The sequence below is a fragment of the Kiloniella laminariae DSM 19542 genome, assembly GCF_000374005.1.
In the GTDB taxonomy this organism is placed as follows: domain Bacteria; phylum Pseudomonadota; class Alphaproteobacteria; order Kiloniellales; family Kiloniellaceae; genus Kiloniella; species Kiloniella laminariae.
In genome coordinates this window covers 145,404-163,320 of record NZ_KB893168.1, presented here as the reverse complement: position 1 = coordinate 163,320, position 17,917 = coordinate 145,404, and the positions used below count along the sequence as shown (strand labels likewise).

Genomic DNA, 17,917 nt, shown 5'->3' with positions numbered 1-17,917 from the left:
TTCAGGCGAAGCCCGGATCTGTCCGGAACCTTAATCCAACGGCAGGCTCTGATCCATTTCCCGGGCAGGTTGCGGGCAGCAGCTGCCGACTATTTTGGCCGGAACTCCGACAGCAGTGCAGTGAGCGGGGACATTCTGCAGCACCACAGATGCTGCGCCGACCTTGGCGCATTCACCGACTTCGATGTTCCCGAGAATTTTTGCCCCGGAACAGATCAATGCGCCCTGGCGGATTTTCGGATGGCGGTCTCCGGTTTCCTTGCCTGTTCCGCCAAGAGTGACATTTTGCAAGAGGGAGACATTGTCTTCGATGACAGTGGTTTCACCGATCACAACCCCTGTGCCGTGATCAATCATAATGCCCTGTCCAATTTTTGCGGCGGGATGAATGTCGACTGAGAAAACCTCTGAAATACGGTTTTGTAGGAAAAGTGCGAGGGGTTTGCGACTGTTGTTCCACAGCCAATGGCCAATCCGATAGCACTGCAGGGCGTGAAACCCTTTGAAATAGAGCAGGGGTTCCAGGTGACTTGTACAAGCCGGGTCACGTTCGAAAACAGCCAGAATATCCGCGCGGATTGCTGCGATAATATCAGGGTCAGAAGCCAGGACCTCATCAAAAACCTGCCTCAGCAAGATAGAAGGGACAGCCGTGTTCCCGAGCTTTTGGGAGAGGTGGTAACTCAAAGCCTGTTCGAGAGTATCGTGATTGAGCATTGTGGAATAAAGAAAGCCGGCAAGAACAGGCTCGTTCTCAACCATCTCAACAGCTTCTTTCCTGATATAGGACCAGATCAGATCACTTGGATCCGTTTTCTCTGCTGTATGGGCCATCGTGCTTCCTTTTCCTGTACTGTCAGGGTTTGCCTCAGAGATATGATATAAGATCACAGGGCAATTTTTTAAATGATTTTTTGTGATCGAAGGTATCTCAGCATCACGAGAGCTGGACGCAAGATGCCTTTCATATAAATTATATCAGAATAAAGCGGTTTAATTTGTTAAATTAACAGTGATAAAATAATGCCAGAACCAACCTCCATTCTGAAATATCTCCCGCTGGAAACAGAACGTTTAAGAATTCGCCAGTATCTCGAAGAATATTTAACACCAGATTTGTAAGGTCACTTCCAAGCGAGGTCGGTTCAAATCAACTTTCTTCCAGAATTGTCTTTAGAAACTTTCTGGTTCGCTCTTTTTTGGGATCAGAGAAAAATTCCTTTGCGGGGCCTTCTTCGACGATACGGCCTTCTGCCATGAAAATTATCCGGTCAGCAACATCGCGGGCAAAGGCCATTTCATGGGTAACAATAATCATGGTCCGGTGCTCTTCAGCTAGGCTGCGGATGACGGCAAGTACTTCGCCAACCAGCTCTGGATCAAGCGCAGATGTTGGCTCATCAAACAGGATGACATCAGGTTCCATGGCAAGCGCACGGGCAATGGCAACACGCTGTTGCTGACCACCGGAAAGAGCGGAGGGGTAGGCGCTTTCCTTGTTGGCCATTCCGACTTTCTTCAGGAGATAGCGGGCGCGTTTTTCAGCAACAGCGGGTTCTTCGCCCTTAACAATAGTTGGCCCTTCGATAATATTTTCCAGGACCGTTCTGTGCGGGAAGAGGTTAAAGTTCTGAAATACAAATCCGGCATGCTGACGCAGTTTGCGGATATCGCGCTTTTGTTTTGATAACGAGAGCGCCGTATCAATTGTGATGTCGGCAACCCGGATTGATCCGGATGAAGGTGCTTCCAACAGGTTCAGGCAGCGCAGCAGAGTGGTTTTCCCCGAGCCACTCGGGCCGATAATGGCAAGTACTTCGCCCTTTTTTACGACCAGATCAATACCTTTGAGAACATCAGTTTTTTCAAAGGTTTTATGAAGGTCCCTAACCTCGATCATATTCATCTAGCGTGACCTCAAGTGACGGTTTGCCCGTTTTTCCAGGCGGTTTTGCAGCCAGGAAAGTCCTGTGGAAAAAATCCAGTAAATAACCGCGGCCGAGATATACATGGCAAAGATTTCATAGGTTCTTGCACTGATCAACTGGGCCTGACGGAAAAGTTCAGGGACCTGGATTGTTGCGGCAATGGCTGTGTCCTTGAGCAGGCTCAAGAAGGTGTTGCCAAGGGAGGGCAGGGCGATGCGGATTGCCTGGGGCAGAATTGACCGACGCATGGCCTGAAGCGGGGTCATGCCAATGGAATAGGCTGCTTCCCAGTGGCTTCGTTCAATGGCCCCGATGGCCCCGCGCAGAATTTCACCGGTATAGCCGCCGACATTCAGAGATAGTCCGAGAAGGGCGGCGGGAATGGGGTCAAGACGGATGCCGAATTCAGGCAGCCCATAATAGATCAGGAAAAGCTGAACAATCAGCGGCGTGCCACGGATAAAGGAGATAAAAAACTTTGCCGGCCAGTTAAGCAGTCGCAAAGGCGAAAGGCGCATAAAGGCAACAGCAAAGCCCAGAGCAAGCCCGAAGACCATGCTTCCGAGGCTTAAGCCCAGAGTATAGGCGGTCCCCTTCGCAAGGAAGGGGACCGAGTCGAGAATCAGTTTTGTGATCTCATCCATGAGTGATTACTTGGTTACGTCCAGTTTGAACCATTTTTGCGAGATTGCTGCCAGTGTGCCGTCAGCACGCAATTCGTCAATAGCCTTGTTCAGGGCAGCCAGCAGGTCATCGTTGTTTTTACGAAGAGCAACACCCATGCGTTGTTTGTCGAAAGGCTCGCCCGCGGCAACAATCCGGCCATCGGAATGTTCCAGCAGATAAGCGGCTGCAAGACGGTCATTGAGGAAGGCATCAATCCGGCCTACCAGGAGGTCCTGAAGCTTGGTTGCATTTTCATCGTAGGTGGAGACTTCAGCACCGGGAACATTGGCGGTGAGCCAGTCTTCGTAGTTACTGCCCAGGCCAACGCCAACTTTTTTGCCTTCGAGATCAGCAGGGGTGACATAACCATCCTGGTTGTCCTTCAGGGTGATGACCTGAATGCCGGATACCGTATAGGGTTGGGTAAAGTCATATTTTTTCAGGCGATCTTCGGTGATTGTTACCTGGTTGGTAATGACATCGAAGCGTTCTGTTTCAAGACCGGCCAGCATGCCATCCCATTTTGTTGGCACAAATTCGGCTGTCACACCAAGGCGTTCGGCAAGGGCTTTGGCAACGTCAACTTCGAAGCCGACCAGTTCGCCGTTTTCATCCTGATAGTTGAAGGGGGGATAGGTTGCTTCAAGGCCGACCAGCAGCGTGCCGCGTTCCTTGATTGCTGCCAGGAGCTCGCCTTTGGCATGGGCTGAGGCCGTGGAGAGGCCCAAGAGTGAGGCTGTCAGGACGGCAGCAGAAAAGAGATTTTTAACAGAGATGTTTAGCATGATGACTCGCAATCAGAGTAAAGAGGTGATGAACCGTTGGCGCAGATATGGCGCAGGATTATTTCGATTACAAGGTAATTTACAAAAAAAATAGTTATTATTATATTTTAACAATTATTTTGTGTTTAATTGTGAATTTTAAAAGTGAGAAAGCCTGCCATTTGGGGGTGAAAAAAACGCCCCTGAGGATCTATTCCCCCTGAGGAGTTATCTTGGATGTCTCTGGCCAGTGTTCATCGTAAGTGTCTGGGTAGTTTCAGCTGCTTTGGTTATAACTAACAACTTCTATTTCAGGGGGGAGATTATGCTGGATCTGTGGCATGGCGACTGTTTTCACATGTTCCTGGCAGATCCGGGCAAGTTGTTTGGGTAATTTGCCCAGTTCCCGATCCCGGGAGACAAGGGAAATCTGTCGCGAAAAACTGGCGAAGGGCAGGGGAAGGACTTTGACGTTGTCGAGAAAGTGGCGACAGTCCAGCAATCCGGTGGGGGTCGTAATGGTCCAGCCCTGTCCTGCGGCAACCATGGGCATGATTGCTCTGGTTGTATCCAGTTCGTATCGATGCGGAATATTGAGACGTAGCCGCCTGAGCTGCTGTTCGATCAGCTGGCCAATCTGAAGTCTGGGGCTATAGCGGATAAAGGGGAGGTTCTTAATCAGGAAACCGAGCAGATCCCCTTCTTTTTTCGCTGCTGTCGGGATCGCCAGAACAAAAGGTTCCCGATAGAGAGGGTAACGTTCCATTGCATCAATATCCTCCATCTGGTCCATGGTAATGATCAGATCTGTTTTTCGTTCCAGCAGCGCAGTGCGGTGGTCTCCGGTTTGGCCGCTCCAGATTTTAATTCTTCCTGCAGGATAGCGTTTACCCAAATCATAGGACAAGGCAGGTATAAGTGTGTCTGCCAGTGTATCAATAACTGCAACCCGGATTTGATATAGTGAATTTTGATCTGCCTTCTGTAAGGCATTCCACATGCCTGTTGCTGCATCAAGTGTTCTGATGGCGTGGTCATAATAGAGCTGCCCGGCAGGTGTCGGTGTTAGCGGTCTGACAGAGCGGTCCAGGAGTCTTACGGCAAAGAGGTCTTCCTGATTGGAGACTTGCTGGGAGATTGAAGACTGGGTCATCCCCAAAGCTTTTGAGGCATCGGCCATACTGCCTTTGTCTACGACGATGACAAAAATCTCCATCGCCCTCAGGTTCATGTTCTTGGTCATATGCATCTGCTCTAAGCCAATTTGTTCAAGCGGGTTGTTACCCGAATAACTTACACATCTTCGGTATAATTAATGATGAAATATTCATTTAGTTCAAGAAAGTTACATAAAATTAGCATCTAGATTGGAAAAACTTAACTGTTGAATTGGTTTTTGTGAGGTCGCTTTTCTTTCTTGAACTGTCCGGGCACACTTTTGCCTGTTCCATAGTCTTGCCGACCGTAGTGGTCAGACACTAGGGAGCAGAACCTTTATCTGTAGTCGAGGCTCATTGGGCTGAAGGAGAGATTTGAATGTCTGGAAATTTTGTGTTCGATCCGGCTACGGAGAATGACTTTCCGAACTTTGTCACACACCTTGAATGTTCTTATACAGGGGAGACTTTTCCCTCAAACCAGCTTCATGGCCTGTCTCCAGCAGGAAAACCCCTTCTGGTGCGGTATGATCTCAATGCTTTGGGAGCCTCTGTCAGCAAAGAGGATCTGGCGGCACGGCCGGGCGGGTTCTGGAAATACAGAGAGTTTCTACCTGTTCGACAGAGCTGCAACGTGGTCAGTCTGGGGGAAGTGATGACCCCGTTAATTCCCTTGCGCAAACTTGGTGCAAAAGGCGGTCAGTTGCTGGTCAAGGATGAGGGACGTCTGCCGACAGGATCTTTCAAGGCACGGGGGCTGGCCCTGGCCGTCGCGATGGCCAAAGAACTTGGCATTACCCGTTTGGCCATGCCGACCAACGGTAATGCGGGTGCCGCGATGGCGGCTTATGCCACCCGTGCGGGGATGGAAACCACCATTTTCTGTCCGGATGACACACCAGAAGTCAATGTTTCCGAGATCGAGTATCAAGGCGGCAAGGTCTATCGCGTCAATGGTCTGATCAATGACTGCGGCAAAATTGTCGGGGAGGGTAAAGAGCCTACAGGCTGGTTTGATTGCTCCACCCTGAAAGAGCCTTACCGGATTGAGGGTAAAAAAACCATGGGGCTTGAGCTGGCTGAACAGCTGGGCTGGGATGTTCCTGATGTCATCTTCTATCCCACGGGCGGAGGAACGGGGCTGATTGGTATGTGGAAGGCTTTTGCCGAGCTGGAAGCCATTGGCTGGATTGGCAGTAAACGTCCGAAAATGGTCGCGGTCCAGTCAAGCGGTTGTGCTCCTATCGTCAAGGCGTTTGAAGAAGGCAAGGAACATGCGCCTTTGTGGCCAGACGCCGATACACTCGCTTCGGGGATACGGGTGCCGGTTGCTGTTGGTGATTTTCTTATTCTGAGGGCTGTCCGGGAAAGCGGTGGTTTCGCTATTGCCGTGGACGACAACTCGATCGTTAAAGCTCAGGAAGAAGTTGCCCGTCAGGAAGGGTTATTGCTTTGCCCCGAGGGAGCCGCGACCTATGCTGCTTACAAAAATGCTCTTGCTGATGGGCGGATCAATGCCAGTGATCGCGCTGTTCTCTATAACTGTGCAACCGGCCTGAAGTACCCCATGCCCGCTATTAACCGGCGTTTGGACAAAAATAAGCCCGTTGATTATTCGACGATTTGAGAGAGCAGAAAGTCAGAGTTAATGAGGAGTTACACGATCTCTATGCGTTCTCGCGCCCGGAGGCCGTATAGGAGTAGTGATTGACATCTTCTCTTAAGCTCCAGCCTTTTGATTGCCAGAAGGCATTGGCGAGATCGTTGTTCTTGAAAACAAAGATGTGAGTTTTATCAATACCGAGGTTGGCAAGTGCTGTTAGGCATTTCTGAAACAGGGCTTCGCCCAGGCCCTGTTGTCGGAATCCTTCGCTGACAATCAGATGCTGCAGGTATCCTCTGCGACCATCGTGTCCACACATAACACAACCGACAATGACGTTGTTTTGCTCGACAACAAAATTCAGACCGGGATTCCGCTCAAGGTACCGTTCAGTTGCTTCTTTGTTGTCAGCCTCACGAAGCGTCACACCCGGAGTTGAGCTGAAGAGGGCCAGCAGAGCGCCATGATCTCCGGGTTGCATTTCGCGGATAGGATAACTGTTCATGATATTCCTGAGATCTGTGATGTTCTGTTTAGGGAGATACCCTGTGAATTTGACCTGTCAACATTGTCAGATCTGTTGAATATCAAAAGTAGTATATCCCGAAATTATTACAAAAAAAAGAGATTGATAAAATGCAATATGAAATCTCTCGACATTGTTGTTTTTACAGTAATAATGCTAATTCTTATCTGCCGTGTTTTCGCTCTTAATTGTTGTGTTCTTCAACAGATTTTCCTTATTGTTTCTATCTGTGATTCCTGGCGCAAAGGGATTCTACCTTGTTTACCCCAAGTCGAAAAAGCTCAGGGCTTTTTAAAACATTACGATGTGTTTTTGTTTTGCTGCTTATCTCAGGCTGTAAACCAGACAAGCAGGATCTTGACTTTGAACTGGTGACAAAAGGGCGCTCGACCATAGCACTCAAAAGCCTTGAAGGGCACGCTCTTAATGATTGCGCTGTTTTTCTCAATGGCATAAATGGTTTCTGGCATAAACCGGGAAACATCAACTTTCGCAAGGGCGAGCAGAGGATACTGGTATTATCAAATTTTTTCAGCCCGGTGAAACGTCAGTTTGATCCAAAAGTCAACCGGATAGAAGAGATTTCAATCAACTGTTCCAAGCCAAGGGGGCGGGCAATTCTGTTCAATTCCCGCAACGGGTTTGGTGATTTTCTGGGCTAAATTATTTTCGTTCGGAGACAGTTCTTACCGGAAACATTCTTTATACCTTTCCTGAGATGATTTATTAACCAGCATTCAATTAGACTTCACCACACCAGCAGGTATGAGACCACCTGCTGTTTGTTTGGTGAGGGAGATATACAGGGTGAACCTGAAGAACTGTTTGGTTTATTTGTTGAGTGCGCCATTTATATTGGCCGGATGTGACGGTTCCCAGGGGGATTATGACTTTACCCTTGTCTCACTGGGGAAAAGTAATGTGACGATCAAAAGTGAAGATAAGCGAACTATTGACGGTTGTATGATTCTGGTAAATGGGGCCGGCGGATTTTCCTACTCGCCTGAACAGGGAACATTTAAACCGGGAGAGACCAAAGTTTTTTCCTTTTCAAGTTTTTACAGTACGACGCGCCGGCAGTTTGATCGCAGGGTGGATCGTGTCGAAGAAATTGCGGTTTCCTGTCGAAGCCCTAATGGCTCGGTGATCGTCTTCAAGGCAAATGATGGCCTCGGTGGTTTCTTGAAATAGCGGATGCTGTTATCTGGTGGCTGAGGTGTCTGGCCCTGCTTGATAAAATAAAGCGGCTTTGTTATATAGCGGCCAACTTTAATTGCAGCTCTGGTTTTGCATTCCAGCCCGCACAAGGAAGAGTCATGACAAAATACGTTGTTTCGGCACTGTATCACTTTGCTGTCCTCGAAGATTTCGAAAAGCTTCGTGAACCCCTTCAGAAATTTATGCTTGAACAGAATGTCAAAGGGACACTTCTGCTCGCACGCGAAGGCATCAACGGGACCGTTGCCGGAACCCCGCAGGCAATTGCTGCACTTCATGGATATCTTCGGTCAGACCCCCGCCTGGCAAAGGTTGTAACCAAGGAATCCTACCACGAGGAACTTCCTTTTCACCGTACCAAGGTTAAACTCAAGAAAGAGATTGTAACCATGGGGGTTGAGGGAATTGATCCCAATGATATTGTCGGCACCTATGTGAAGCCGAAAGACTGGAATGCGCTGATTTCAGACCCGGATGTTGTGCTGGTTGATACCCGCAATGACTACGAGGTTGGTATCGGAACCTTCAAGAACGCGATTGATCCCAAAACCGCTACTTTCCGTGAGTTTCCCGCTTATGTGAAAGAAAATCTTGCTGATGCCAAAAGCAAGAAAGTGGCCATGTTCTGTACAGGGGGTATTCGGTGCGAGAAATCGACCGCTTATCTGAAGCAACAGGGGTTTGACGAGGTTTATCACCTTGAAGGTGGTATCCTGAAATATCTCGAAGAAGTGCCGGAGGAAGAATCTCTCTGGGAAGGCGAGTGTTTTGTGTTTGATAGCCGGGTTGCGGTGAAACACAATCTGGAAAAAGGCAAATACGACCAATGTTACGCCTGCCGGATGCCCTTAACAGAAGAAGACAAGAGAAATCCTAAATACCTCAAGGGAATTTCCTGTCATCTCTGTCATGACAAGCTGAGTGATGAACAGAAACAGCGCTTTGAAGAGCGGGCGAAGCAGGTAGAGCTTTCCCGTCAGATGGGCATAGACCATATTGGTGGGGAAGTTGCGGCTATCAAGGAAAAACGTCGTCAGGAAAAACTTCTGAAGCGTCAATCCCAGCAGCAGATCAATCAACAAGAGTGACAGAGCCCCGCGTGTCACTTGAGGGTTTGGGCTGGTTTGATTTCTTTCAGGAGCAGTTGGCACAATCTGAAATCCAAATGTTAGGCGATGGCGCTGAAACGTCCCTCATTCCCATGAGAATTTCCCGGGTACAACGTATCCGCCTTCGCGCCTTGTCTGTTTCGGGAGAGGGGGAAGAGATACTTTTTCCGCCCAAAGAGCAGACTACTGGGAGTTATGCTGTCGGTGATTGGGTGCTTGTTGATGGGGATAAGGGACAAGTTGTTCAATTATTGACACGCAAGTCCCTGTTACAACGATTGATTTCCCGTGCGGGATCTCGGACTGGAACTTCCGGGCAGGCCAGACATTGTCAGTTAATTGCCGCCAATGTAGATACACTTTTTATCGTCAGTTCCTGTAATGCAGATTTTAAACTTTCCTGGCTCGACCTTTTTCTGGCTCTGGCTTATGAGGCCGGGGTGCGCCCCGTAATAGTTTTAACCAAGGCTGATACGGTTGATAATGTCCCGCAGTGGATCGGGCAAGCTCAGGCCCTGTCTCCCGGTTTGGTTGTTATCGCCCTTGATGCCCGCAACAGGGATGATCTGAAACAGCTTGATCAATGGTGCGGCCCCGGGCAGACCGTTGCTCTGGTTGGTTCTTCCGGTGTTGGAAAATCGACGCTGTTGAACGGATTATCTGGTTTTGAACAGGCCACGGGAGCAACCCGGGAAAAAGATGATCGGGGGCGGCATACAACTACAGCCAGATCAATGCACAGGGCAGCGGCTGGCGGCTGGTTGATTGATACGCCGGGCATACAGGTTCTACGTTTGGATGATGTGATGGTCGGGATTACCCGGCTGTTTGGTGACATTACCGAGGCCAGCAAGAACTGTCATTTCCGTGATTGCAAGCACCAGAAAGAGCCTGGTTGTGCCCTGCAGGAAGCGGTGTTAAACGGAAAAATCTCTGCTGAACGTCTGGAGCGCTGGAATAATTTGTGCCTTTCGGATGAGGGCGAGGGTAAGGCGGATGGGGAAACCGCCTTAAACTGGAGAGAGCAGTTGAAGGCCGAAAGATCAGTCAAGAAGAGAAGAAAAAAGTAGTTCTAAATCAATTTAATACATTAAATATTTAATTTTTTAAATTAAATTTAGCAGTGCTTCATTTGCAGCAACCAGTGCACCTTCCAGATATCCGCCATCCCGACTGGCGACTTCTGTGCCTGTGAAAATCAGGCGTCCATCCCACAGCCTTTTCATGCTCTCTGGCATACTATAGTGCGGGTGGTTCTTGAGCGGCTGTTGGTCTGATATTGTTGCGGTAAAAGGGTCCTGTGCCCAGTCTTTGATTGTGATATCAAGTGGAAGAGTGGCTTCGTTGCCAAAAAGTCGATTGAGCTGCTCCTGAATTGCCTTGGTCATCTGGTCTTTGCCAAGTGGGGCTCTGGAAGCGGAGGTTCCACCAAGAAACCCAAAAAGACCATAAGGGCCTGTCCCTTCTGTCGAAGCATCGTGAATTTCCATCATTGGGCCAAGGCGACTGAAGGCTTGGCCAGATAAATGCTGATCGCGCCAGAAGGGGCGATCATAGGTGATCAGGGCTTTGGCCTGTCCTGCCATCCAGGTTGGGATGGCCATCATGTCCGACAGGGTTTTCTGGGGAAGTGTTGGTTGAAAGGAGATCATTTCAGCAACGAGGCGCGGTGGCAGGGCTAGAAAGGCCCGTTGGGCTGAAAATTTACGTGATGAGGCAGAACCTGCTGGCGTTGCGTCTATCAGCAGGTTTTCGCTGGCGCTGCCATCCCTGTTTTTAATGGATCGTACCTGATGGGATAACAGCAGCTTTTTCTGAGGCAGAGCTGCCCGCAGACTTTCAACAAGTCGAATAAACCCTCCATTCATCCGATAGGATGTCATTTGATAAGCTTGCGGGGAAATCCGTTCTGCGATTACGAACTGGTCTTCGTAAAGAAGGTCTCCCTGGTTTTGCTGTTTGAAGACAGGAATTTCCAGCGATCTTAGTAGTCTTTCCAGCTGTTCTTGCCCGGGCCAGAACCAGGTTGGTCCCAAGTCGAGGGCCGGGCCCTCCGGAACAGGAAGGTGGCCAAGAATACGTCCGCCAAGCCGATCTCTTGCTTCGAGCAGTAAAAAGTCTTTCCCGGTCTGCTGGAGCCGATAGGCGAGGTAAAGTCCGCTAAGTCCGCCGCCGACAATGATATTTTCGCAAGAGGATACAAGATGTTTTGGGGACACTAGAAATTTTCCTGTTGCGGGCGCAGGTCAATCTCGTGGGTCCAGGTCGAACGTGGTTGCTGGATCAATTGCCAGTAGATCTGGGCGATATCGTCGGGTTTCATCATGCGGTCAGATGAAAGTTTGTGCAGGGATCTGCTTGTATCTGTGTCAATAATTCCATCAAGAATAGCGTGAACAACGTGAATTCCCTGTTGCTGATACTCACGGGCGAGAGATTGGGCAAGTCCGCGCAGGGCGAATTTTGCTGAAGCGAAAGCGGCAAAATTTTTGCCGCCGCGCAGGCTTGCCGTTGCGCCGGAAATGATAATGTTACCTCGCCCGGCTTCTAGCATCTGTGGAAGCACTGCCTGACAGGTGTTGACTGCACTGAGCATCATGGATTTCCAGGCGCGTGTGAAATCCTCTGCCGAGGTCTCGAGAAAGGGTTTGATAACCAGACTGGCCGGATTGTGGATCAGGATTTCGGGCGTCCCGTATCGGGTCAAACAGGGAGTAAGAACTTCTTTCACAGCCTGGGTATCTGCCAGATCGACCTGGGCAAACAATATCGTGTCTGAGATAGAAGATGATGGTTTTGAGCGTGTTATGCCAAGGACGTTGTAGCCTTCCTGAGATAGCTTTCTTGTCAGGGCTTGCCCCAATCCCGGACCGGCACCGGCAACAATGGCGAAGGGTCTTTTCTTGGTCATCTCAAATCTCCTTGGCAGGTGGATTTCGGGCAGGAGTGTCAAAGCATCTTCTGCTTCTTTATTCGATAGCCTAAAGTCGGCTGCCATAGTGTTGCACAGGAAAGGCAACCGGGCTTTAGACATTATCGTGAGGACGGAGAAAGGAAGGGGGTGTTTAGTTACGGCCTGCCATAACGCCACCATCAGTATCCCAGATAGCTCCGGTTACCCAGGAAGCCTGTTCAGAGAGCAGGAAGACGATGACTGTGGCGATATCATCAGTTCTGCCTACCCGGCCAATAGGATGAAAAGCATCAAAAGCGCTGGTCAGTGCTGTCTCAATTTGCTCGGGCTCGATAAAAGAGCCAAAAATTGGAGTGACAACAACGGCAGGTGATACCGCATTTACCCTGATATTGTAATCAGCAAGTTCCATCGCAAGGTGCTGGGTCAGGGCGTGCAACCCGGCTTTGGCCATGGAGTAGGCCGATGAGGGCGTGGCCTTGATCGCCTGTTTTGCCCACATAGAACCGATATTGACGATAGCGCCGCTGCCGTTGGTTTTCATATTTTCTGCTACGGCTTGGGTGATGAAAAACAGGCTTTTGTTGAGCTGGTGATAGTTTTCGAAATCACTTGCTATGTGTTCAAGAAATGAAACGGGTTTAAAGGAACCAGCAGCATTGACAAGCTTGTTGATATGGCGCTGTTCTCTACTGATTTCCTGAATGAATGCTGTGACTTGTTCATCTGAATAAAGGTCCAGTTCTTTCACTTCGATATTGCCGCTGCTCTGGACCAATAACTCCTGCTTTGTCTTGTTCAGTTTTTCGAGATCTCTACCAATTAATATAAGCTGTTCCCCCCGGGCATGCAGGTGTTGAGCTGTTGCTTTACCCATCCCGCTAGAGCCACCAACAATAAGTGTTACTAGGTTAGTCATTTTCGAATCCAATCTATCTATAGGTAGGTTATCTGTTTTTTATAGATAGGCAGTTTCGAGATAAGGTCAACTTATAAATCTATCTACAGATAGGTAAATTATTGTGTGATGATATTATTTATTTAAAAACAAATTGTTATAGGGAGGTGCGGAGGTGATAAAGATTAATAATATGGGGTTGTAAGGAGCAAAGAACAGATAATGTGCTGTGAGTACCTAAAAAATGACTTCGAAAGAGAAGGAGATTATTCCCTTATTGAGAACAGTTCTGTTGTAATTTTACATCATGGTCTTTTTTTTGCTTGGTCACTAAGAACTCTGACTTGGCAAGGTTTGATTTCGAGGTTACAAGGTTAGCGTGTATTACCCGTTAAGACTTCAGGAGGACTGCATTTATGACCCGTATTTTTGCCTCTGCATATATCCGCACGAGTGCATATGGGCTGTGTGCACCTGAAGCTTTGTTCACTCGTGTTTCCAAATCAGCAATGAACCGACGTAATCTCGGCTAGTTTTATACCACGCCCCGATTATATCCGGCCTCGGCTGTCAGGAACGGTAATTCACCTTTCTCTATAATTACGTTAACAATTTTTCTATGCCTTGATTCTGCTTGTCTGATCAGGGCGGAAAATCTGTCTGTTCCCTTTGGGGCTGCTGCAGATAATCTGCGTTTTGTTTTATGCAGGGATTGATTATGCGTTTTTATCGTGAAGGACACGAGTGACTCTGTTCGTTTCCCGATAGTCGTGGCCTATTCTATGGAGAATAGACATGACCAGGCTTATCCAGCTTGTAAGCAACTTTTTCTTTAACCGTCAGGCAACCACGCGTTTGCAAGACCTGCCCCGCAGGCTGCGCCGGGACATTGGCCTTCCTGAAGATCCGGGACCACCGGGGATGACGGGCGACTACACCCGCTCATGGGAAAGATATCTGTAAGGTTCCATTCTTTCTTTCTGAATGCCAGCGAGTAGATGAGATCTTCAGGAGAGGCGGGGCTTTTCCCCGCCTCTTGTCTCATTACTGCACGGACAGGCTTTTGTTAAAAAAATCCAGGACTTCCTGATTGAATCTCAGATGAAATTCTGCGCGATCAAAAGCAATATTATCTACGCAGACCATATTCCAGATTCTGGGGTTGATCTCTTTTAATCGCGGGTTACAGGGAGGGAGAAAAGCGAAGTGCCCTGCATTTTCAATCTGATGATACTCCGGCTCCAGAGGAAGAGATCGGCGAACAATCGCCGTATTGCTTTTGTATGGTACATTTTTATCTTCAGCAGCTGCCCAAAGCTGAACCGGGATTGTTACCTGTTTTAGAGCCTGTTTGTTGAAGGCAAAACCAAGTCCCGGCGCAACAACAACCGCCGCAGAAATTCTGGGGTCATGTCCCCAACTTTCAGCGGGTGATGTTACCAGCTTAGCGATTGCCGGGTCTTCTTTCAGACCGAGAGTACAGGCCAGTTCTTCCGGAGTATTGGCGCAATGTGTGTGCATTGCCTTGATATCCGGTATTGCACCGGATGAGACCAGTGCAGTGTACCCACCTGCAGAAAAACCAAAAATACCGATTTTGCCAAGGCCTACTGATTCTTTGCCTTTCCAGTTTTTCAGGATGTAATCAAGAGTAAGGCTGATGTGGCGAGGGCGATCCCGCATCCAGCGGGAGGGCGGGTAGCTTTCATCTTCATAGTTGTTACCAGTGTGGGTCGGGGAAACCACAACATAACCGGCTTTAGCAAGGGTGAGGGCTGTATCCGCGTGCCCTGCCATCCATCCACCATAACCATGGGACATAACGACAAGGGGTAAATTGGTTCCAACCGGTTGACTATCGATCGCCAGGGCTTGGCGAAAGGGCGTGTTGGCTTCTTCTGGCGCTGTTGTATCTGTCGGATACCATATGCCGATTTCCAGTGGTTGATCATCTGGATCAGATATTTTGTAAAGCTGGAAGCCCACTGCTGAAGCAAAAGAGAGTTGAGAGAACAGGCAGAGGGCGCTGAGATAAATCGAAAGCAGGGAAGCGAATTTCATAGGGCGGGGCCTTTATATAATCAAATTTGTCTTTGTGGTACGGATGAGTGAAGTATTTGTGGTTCTCTGCACCTTTTGAGACCTTGATCATGTTTCAGGTCGTACTAAGTCGCGTTTAAGGTCATTTTATTTATCAAAAGAGCCCATCATTCTTTTGGGGTGAGGCGTGTATCTTGGTTTGAAACGTTGCCCGCGCTGCTTGTGGAAAGTGAGATTTATTGATGATTTTTGTGCCGCTGCCCTTTGTCGTCGCTTTGTTGCTTCTGGTTTTAATCTTTCAGTTACTCCGTCAGGATCAGGGGTTGGGGGCAAATCGGCTTTTTGTTCTTCTTCTGGGGTTTTATGTTGTTCTGTCGATTATGATCGGTGTTCGCTGGGGGTATGATATTCTAGAGTTCTTGCCTCTGCAGTCGATCCTGGCAGCAACCTGGGCTCCCCTGTCCTGGATTTGTTTCCGAAGTCTTTCCCGTTCTGGAGCAGCCGTGATATTGCCTGGAGATATCAAACATCTGGCGCCGCCGCTATTGGTTTGTGTACTGATTTTACTAGCTCCCCGCTTTATCGATTTCCTTTTGATCGGGATATATCTTATATATGCTATCCTGCTTGCCTGTTTGGCTTTTTCTGGGGCAGATAAGCTACGGATGGTTCGGTTGGTTGACGCTAGGAATGCGCATCGTGCTCTGGTGATCACGGCTCTGGCGCTGTTTTTTTTCGCCGGAATTGATATTCTGATTTCTTATGACCTGCGCTCTGGAGCAGGCGATTTTTCGGCCAGGCTTGTCGCCCTGGCCAATGTTCCGGCAATTCTGGTTCTCGGGATGATGGCGACCATAGCCGGGCAGGGGCGGTCTCCTGATATTGCTGCTGATTCTGTCATGGAACATGAGGCCCAACAGAGAGAAGAAGAGGATTATCAGGTTCTGGAGAAAGTCGATGACCTGATTTCAACCAAGGAAGTGTACAGGGATTTCGACCTCAACCTCGATCGTCTCTCCCGTAAAAGTGCAATCCCGGCACGGCAGATCTCAGGGGCGATTAATCGGGTGAAGGGGCAAAATATCTCGCAGTATGTTAATGGTTTCCGGGTTAATGAGGCCTGTCGGCTTCTGGAGAACAGAGAAATCAGGATAACGGACGTTATGTTTGAATCGGGTTTCCAGACAAAATCCAATTTTAATCGGGAATTTAGGAGAGTCACGGGGCTTTCCCCCAAAGATTGGCGGGCCCGATTTTCAGCTTAAATATTGTTAGGAAGTATGGAATCACAGCCAGTGTTATCAGGTGATACCTGCCCCTTGGAATGTTTTTGAGTAATAAAATTACAAATTAATCCTAAAGAAATGGATTGCTATTTCGAGTAGGCATCTGAAATCATATGTATATATCCTGTTTGGGGAGATTTGATCTGCGAAATTGCAGACCACTGCTGCAGAATTATGTGTTTATCTGCAAATCAGCAGATGACATTATGACCTTACCTAAGGTGACACTACGTAATAGATTAAAAAAAATATCATTAAAAACAATATTTTGTCACTGGGTATGAACAGAAAAAACAAGGCATCTTTATAAGAGAGTTCGGAAAATTCCGGTAAAGGTAATTGACTTTTACGTAAGATGTTAAAGGATCTGCAAATGAACGGGCGGGGATTCTATAGCATAACCGAACTGACAAACGAGTTTGGGATAACCACCCGGACCTTACGGTTTTATGAAGGGGAAAAACTTCTCAATCCCCAGCGGGAAGGGCGGAAAAGATTATATTCTTCACGTGATCGGGCGCGGTTGATTTTGATACTGCGGGGGAAACGACTTGGTTTTTCCCTGGCAGAGATCCGTGAAATTATTGAAATGTATGATCTTGAGCCGGGGGAAAGTGGACAACTTCAGCGCCTGCTTGGTTGTATCGCAAAGCACAGAGCCCTTTTGGAAAAGAAGCGTCAGGATATTGATCAAATTCTGATGGAAATGAACGAAGTCGAAACATCTGCAACACTTCGTCTTGGCGAGTTGGAGATGAATACAGTGGATAAGAAAGAGTCTGCAGAGGCATCTCTGGCCATTCCGACCAATTTTAATTCCCTCCAGGGATTGTTGGTCAGGAGCGGTAAAGACGGGCAGAATTAACGCGCAGAAATAGCAGAAACAAGTGACACAAAGTCACGCGGGACATAGGCAGCATAAAGCTGCTGTGGACAGGGAGAAGAGGTTTGGTTCAATCGGGCGAGCTTTTGCTTGAAGCGAAAGGGATTAACCTTCGTTTCGGTGGTATTCGTGCTTTAACAGATGTGAGTTTTAATGTTCGCAAGGGCGAGGTTTTTTCAATTATCGGCCCCAATGGTGCCGGCAAAACCTCTATGCTTAACTGTATTTCCGGGCGGTACAAACCCCAGGAAGGCGAGATAACCTATAAGGGACGCAGCCTGATCGGGCGTTCAATCAATGATCGCGCAGCCATAGGTATTGGCCGAACTTTCCAGAATCTTGCTCTTTTTGGCCATATGTCGGTGCTCGACAATATTATGGTCGGGCGACATCACCTGTTGAAAAACAATTTTCTTACCGGGATGTTCTACTGGGTCGGCGGGGCCAGAAAGGAAGAGCTGGAACACCGCCGGGCCGTTGAAGATATTATTGATTTTCTTGAAATTCAGCATGTCAGGAACGAGCCAGCGGGCACACTGTCCTACGGCCTGCGTAAGCGTGTCGAGCTTGCAAGGGCGATCGCAATCAACCCTGACCTTATCCTGCTTGATGAGCCTATGGCGGGAATGAACCTGGAAGAAAAAGAGGATATGGCCCGCTATATCCTCGACCTCAACGAGGAACTGGGGACGACCGTGGTGATGATTGAACATGATATGGGGGTTGTCATGGATATCTCCAATCGTGTGATGGTTCTGGATTTTGGTAAAAAAATTGCTGCCGGACTTCCTGAAGAAGTGATGGCGGATGAGCATGTCAGGCGCGCCTACCTAGGAGAGGAAGATGCGTTATTGCACGATGAAGAAGGGGAGGCTGCAGCACTATGAGAGATACAAGCCTGACCACAACAGCTCCCTCGCTTTCG

19 protein-coding genes are annotated in these 17,917 nt (G+C 48.5%); 9 read left to right on the top strand and 10 right to left on the bottom strand.

The annotated features are described in order from the left end of the window. Positions 1–30 precede the first annotated feature (30 nt). The 5 genes from cysE to B152_RS0118585 form a co-directional block, all read right to left on the bottom strand. The gene (cysE, locus tag B152_RS0118605) at positions 31–834 is read right to left on the bottom strand and encodes a serine O-acetyltransferase (RefSeq protein WP_020593955.1); all 804 of its coding nucleotides are present in this window, start codon (positions 832–834) and stop codon (positions 31–33) included. 316 nt (positions 835–1,150) lie between these two features. Next, positions 1,151–1,906, bottom strand: coding sequence for an L-cystine ABC transporter ATP-binding protein TcyN (gene tcyN, locus B152_RS0118600; protein WP_020593954.1), 756 nt, complete (start codon positions 1,904–1,906; stop codon positions 1,151–1,153). Then, complete coding sequence (gene tcyL / locus B152_RS0118595; protein ID WP_020593953.1) at positions 1,907–2,572, bottom strand: cystine ABC transporter permease; 666 nt, start codon at positions 2,570–2,572, stop codon at positions 1,907–1,909. A gap of 6 nt (positions 2,573–2,578) precedes the next feature. After that, positions 2,579–3,379: a cystine ABC transporter substrate-binding protein gene (gene tcyJ / locus B152_RS0118590; RefSeq protein ID WP_020593952.1), complete on the bottom strand. Its 801-nt coding sequence runs from the start codon at positions 3,377–3,379 to the stop codon at positions 2,579–2,581. Positions 3,380–3,635: 256 nt separating this feature from the next. Continuing rightward, complete coding sequence (locus tag B152_RS0118585) at positions 3,636–4,601, bottom strand: LysR family transcriptional regulator (RefSeq protein WP_020593951.1); 966 nt, start codon at positions 4,599–4,601, stop codon at positions 3,636–3,638. Between the two features lie 293 nt (positions 4,602–4,894). Here B152_RS0118585 and B152_RS0118580 point away from each other — a divergent pair, with 293 nt between their 5' ends. Beyond that, on the top strand, positions 4,895–6,142 hold the full coding sequence (locus B152_RS0118580; protein ID WP_020593950.1) for a threonine synthase: 1,248 nt from the start codon (positions 4,895–4,897) through the stop codon (positions 6,140–6,142). A 40-nt stretch (positions 6,143–6,182) separates the two neighbouring features. Here the strand turns inward: B152_RS0118580 and B152_RS0118575 are convergent, their stop codons facing one another. Then, the gene (locus B152_RS0118575) at positions 6,183–6,623 is read right to left on the bottom strand and encodes a GNAT family N-acetyltransferase (protein ID WP_020593949.1); all 441 of its coding nucleotides are present in this window, start codon (positions 6,621–6,623) and stop codon (positions 6,183–6,185) included. A gap of 338 nt (positions 6,624–6,961) precedes the next feature. Between B152_RS0118575 and B152_RS0118570 the strand changes: the two genes are divergently transcribed. The 4 genes from B152_RS0118570 (at position 6,962) to rsgA (ending at position 10,041) form a co-directional block, all read left to right on the top strand. Further along, positions 6,962–7,306 (top strand): hypothetical protein, encoded by a 345-nt coding sequence (locus B152_RS0118570; RefSeq protein ID WP_020593948.1) that lies wholly within the window; start codon positions 6,962–6,964, stop codon positions 7,304–7,306. 145 nt (positions 7,307–7,451) lie between these two features. Continuing rightward, a complete protein-coding gene (locus tag B152_RS0118565; RefSeq protein WP_020593947.1) occupies positions 7,452–7,835 on the top strand; it encodes a hypothetical protein in 384 nt (127 codons plus the stop codon). 125 nt (positions 7,836–7,960) lie between these two features. After that, positions 7,961–8,950, top strand: coding sequence for an oxygen-dependent tRNA uridine(34) hydroxylase TrhO (gene trhO, locus B152_RS0118560; protein ID WP_020593946.1), 990 nt, complete (start codon positions 7,961–7,963; stop codon positions 8,948–8,950). 11 nt (positions 8,951–8,961) lie between these two features. Next, positions 8,962–10,041 (top strand): ribosome small subunit-dependent GTPase A, encoded by a 1,080-nt coding sequence (gene rsgA / locus B152_RS24335; protein WP_157231168.1) that lies wholly within the window; start codon positions 8,962–8,964, stop codon positions 10,039–10,041. A gap of 36 nt (positions 10,042–10,077) precedes the next feature. On the opposite strand, the gene B152_RS0118550 is transcribed toward rsgA, so the two are convergent. The 3 genes from B152_RS0118550 to B152_RS0118540 all read right to left on the bottom strand — a co-directional run bounded on the left by B152_RS0118550 (position 10,078) and on the right by B152_RS0118540 (position 12,804). Beyond that, a complete protein-coding gene (locus B152_RS0118550) occupies positions 10,078–11,190 on the bottom strand; it encodes a flavin monoamine oxidase family protein (RefSeq protein WP_020593944.1) in 1,113 nt (370 codons plus the stop codon). Continuing rightward, positions 11,190–11,882, bottom strand: coding sequence for an SDR family NAD(P)-dependent oxidoreductase (locus B152_RS0118545; protein ID WP_020593943.1), 693 nt, complete (start codon positions 11,880–11,882; stop codon positions 11,190–11,192). Before B152_RS0118545 ends, B152_RS0118550 begins: the two co-directional genes overlap by 1 nt. Before the next feature lie 154 nt (positions 11,883–12,036). After that, on the bottom strand, positions 12,037–12,804 hold the full coding sequence (locus tag B152_RS0118540; RefSeq protein WP_026261702.1) for an SDR family NAD(P)-dependent oxidoreductase: 768 nt from the start codon (positions 12,802–12,804) through the stop codon (positions 12,037–12,039). A 774-nt stretch (positions 12,805–13,578) separates the two neighbouring features. Here B152_RS0118540 and B152_RS26075 point away from each other — a divergent pair. Beyond that, positions 13,579–13,746, top strand: coding sequence for a hypothetical protein (locus tag B152_RS26075; RefSeq protein WP_020593941.1), 168 nt, complete (start codon positions 13,579–13,581; stop codon positions 13,744–13,746). A gap of 81 nt (positions 13,747–13,827) precedes the next feature. On the opposite strand, the gene B152_RS0118530 is transcribed toward B152_RS26075, so the two are convergent. Then, positions 13,828–14,844, bottom strand: coding sequence for an alpha/beta hydrolase family protein (locus B152_RS0118530; RefSeq protein WP_020593940.1), 1,017 nt, complete (start codon positions 14,842–14,844; stop codon positions 13,828–13,830). 221 nt (positions 14,845–15,065) lie between these two features. Between B152_RS0118530 and B152_RS26470 the strand changes: the two genes are divergently transcribed. From B152_RS26470 to B152_RS0118515, 3 genes are all read left to right on the top strand, one after another. Next, entirely contained in the window at positions 15,066–16,088 is a 1,023-nt protein-coding gene (locus B152_RS26470) for a helix-turn-helix domain-containing protein (RefSeq protein WP_020593939.1), read from the top strand. A 394-nt stretch (positions 16,089–16,482) separates the two neighbouring features. Then, the gene (locus B152_RS24330; protein ID WP_083921946.1) at positions 16,483–16,974 is read left to right on the top strand and encodes a MerR family transcriptional regulator; all 492 of its coding nucleotides are present in this window, start codon (positions 16,483–16,485) and stop codon (positions 16,972–16,974) included. Between the two features lie 83 nt (positions 16,975–17,057). After that, positions 17,058–17,879 carry an ABC transporter ATP-binding protein gene (locus B152_RS0118515; protein WP_020593937.1) on the top strand — a complete coding sequence of 274 codons (822 nt, stop codon included), beginning with the start codon at positions 17,058–17,060 and terminating at the stop codon, positions 17,877–17,879. Positions 17,880–17,917: the final 38 nt, after the last annotated feature.